This is a genomic window from Methyloceanibacter sp. (assembly GCF_051306395.1).
Classification (GTDB): Bacteria; Pseudomonadota; Alphaproteobacteria; order Rhizobiales; family Methyloligellaceae; genus Methyloceanibacter.
Window position 1 is genome coordinate 1 of record NZ_JBPPND010000077.1, and the last position, 2,367, is coordinate 2,367.

The following is a 2,367-nucleotide window of genomic DNA, read 5'->3' on the forward strand; positions in this document are numbered from 1 at the left end:
GCTCTCGGAACCGTGAGAAGAATGCTGCCGTGAAGGCTTCGGTTGCGGACATCGCACCTCCTACGATCAGCGACGCCGAAGCCGGATCGATAATGTCCGCAAATGATTTCGGTACGTTTTGCGATGCAACAAACGCTGCGCCGCCTGAGTCTGCAGGTGGCCCAGGCTGTGTGAAAACGTGCACGGATGCTACGTTTTCCAAGTGATTCGGCGGAGGGGTCGATGGCGGGGTTCGTTGCAGGACTTGATCGCGGGCAGACCAGCCTGTTCCCCGCGCAGCTCGACGACTACGTCAGTGAACACAACCCAGTCAGAGCCGTCGATGTCTTTGTCGATGGGCTCGATCTCGGCCAGCTCGGCTTTGCCGACGTCCAAGCCTTGGACACAGGCCGGCCAGGCTATCATCCAGCGACCCTGCTCAAGATCTACATCTACGGCTATCTCAATCGCATCCCGTCGAGCCGGCGGCTGGAGCGCGAGTGCCAGCGCAACATCGAGCTGATCTGGTTGACCGGCAAGCTGGCGCCCGACTTCAAGACGATTGCGGACTTCCGCAAAGACAACGGCAAAGCCATCCGTGAGGCGTGCCGTGCGTTCGTCTTGCTGTGCCGCGAGCTGGACCTGTTGGCCGAGCCGAGCGTGGCCATCGACGGCAGCAAGTTCAAGGCGGTCAACGCGCGCGACAAGAACTTCACGCAAGCCAAGATGCAGCGGCGCCTGGAGCGGATCGAGGAGAGCATCGATCGCTACATGGAGCAGCTCGTGACTGCCGATCGTCAGGCGGCCATCGGTGGCGGCGAGGCCGTGCCGGAGGCCAAGATCACGCGGCTCAAGGACAAGATCGCTAAACTGCAGGAAGAGACCAAGCGCCTCAACGCGATCAACGCTGAGATGATGAAAAGTGAGGACAAGCAGATCTCGTTGACCGATCCGGATGCGCGGTCGATGGCCACCAGCGGCAAGGACACGGGCATCGTTGGCTACAACGTGCAGGCTGCCGTCGATACCAAGCACCACCTGATCGTCGCGCACGAGGTGACCAATATTGGCACCGATCGCCACGAGCTCGCCACTATGGCCGAGCAGGCGCGCACCGAGATGGGCGCAACATCGCTCTATGTCGTGGCCGACCGCGGCTACTACGAGGGCGAGCAGATCAAGGCCTGCGAGGACGCCGGCATCACGGTCATGCTGCCCAAGCCGCTGACGTCGGGATCGAAGGCGGAGGGTCGCTTCGGCAAGCAGGACTTCGTCTATGTGGCCGCCGACGATGTCTATCGCTGCCCTGCAGGTCAGACGCTGATCTACCGGTTCACCGGCGAGGAGCGGGGCAAGATGATCCGCCGTTACTGGACGACGGCCTGCGCCGAGTGCCCGCTGAAAGCCCAGTGCACGACTGGACCCGAACGGCGTATCTCACGCTGGGAGCACGAGGCAGTGTTGGAGAAAGTGCAAGCCCGGCTCGACCGCAACCTTGGTGCGATGACAGTGCGCCGCTCGACGGCCGAGCATCCCTTCGGCACGATCAAATGCTGGATGGGCTGGACGCACTTCCTCACGACGACGCTGCCGAAGGTGGCGACCGAGATGGCGCTCAACGTGCTCGCCTACAACATGAAGCGCGTCATGAACATCCTCGGCGTCGGTGGTCTGCTGCAGGCAATGCGGGCACGAATGGCCCGAATGCGCTCGAAATCCGTGCGCGCAGATACGCTCCAGGACCTCATCAGACGCTCTGTGGGCTTGATCTGGTGCTTCCGGATGGCCGGACGCGAAAAATGGACGCTGCTCGCGCCGATCCGGCCGAACTAACGGCGAACTCGGCAGTTCTCACACAGCCTGGGCCACTAGATGACGATGAGCATACGCCGTTGATGATTTCAGGCAGGCTGCATACCTTAAGTTCTGTGGTCAGCGCGGCTGCCGGACCGAAACGAGAGTGAGACTGCATGGCCAATCCCTACGAGACGCTCGGCGTGGCGCCCACTGCTAGTCAGGACGATATTCGCAAAGCCTACCGCAAGGCTGCCAAGGAGACGCATCCCGATCTCAATCCGGGCAAGCCGGAGGCCGAGAAACGTTTCAAGGAGATCAACGCAGCCAACGACATCATCGGCGATCCGGTCAAGCGCAAGCGTTACGACACCGGCGAGATTGACGAGACCGGGACGGAGCGTCAGCCGGAACGTCACTTCTACCGCGAGTACGCCGAGGCCGATCCGAATATGCGCTATCGGCGCCACGCAGAATCGGGCGCGGCCCAAGGCAACGGCGCGGACGACTTCGACTATGACATCTTCGCTGACCTCTTTCGCGGGCGTGGTGGAGAAGGCGCCACATTCCGCATGCCGCCCCAGGATGTTCGCT

Annotated in this window: 1 protein-coding gene and 1 pseudogene; both read left to right on the forward strand. The window is 62.0% G+C overall.

The window, feature by feature from the left end; translation table 11 throughout:
• Positions 1-222: 222 nt before the first annotated feature.
• Positions 223-1,671, forward strand: a pseudogene (locus ACSLE4_RS04885) (IS1182 family transposase); the annotation flags it as partial.
• Positions 1,672-1,949: 278 nt separating this feature from the next.
• Positions 1,950-2,367 (forward strand): DnaJ domain-containing protein (locus ACSLE4_RS04890; RefSeq protein ID WP_435903355.1); only part of this gene is annotated, 418 nt, incomplete at its 3' end.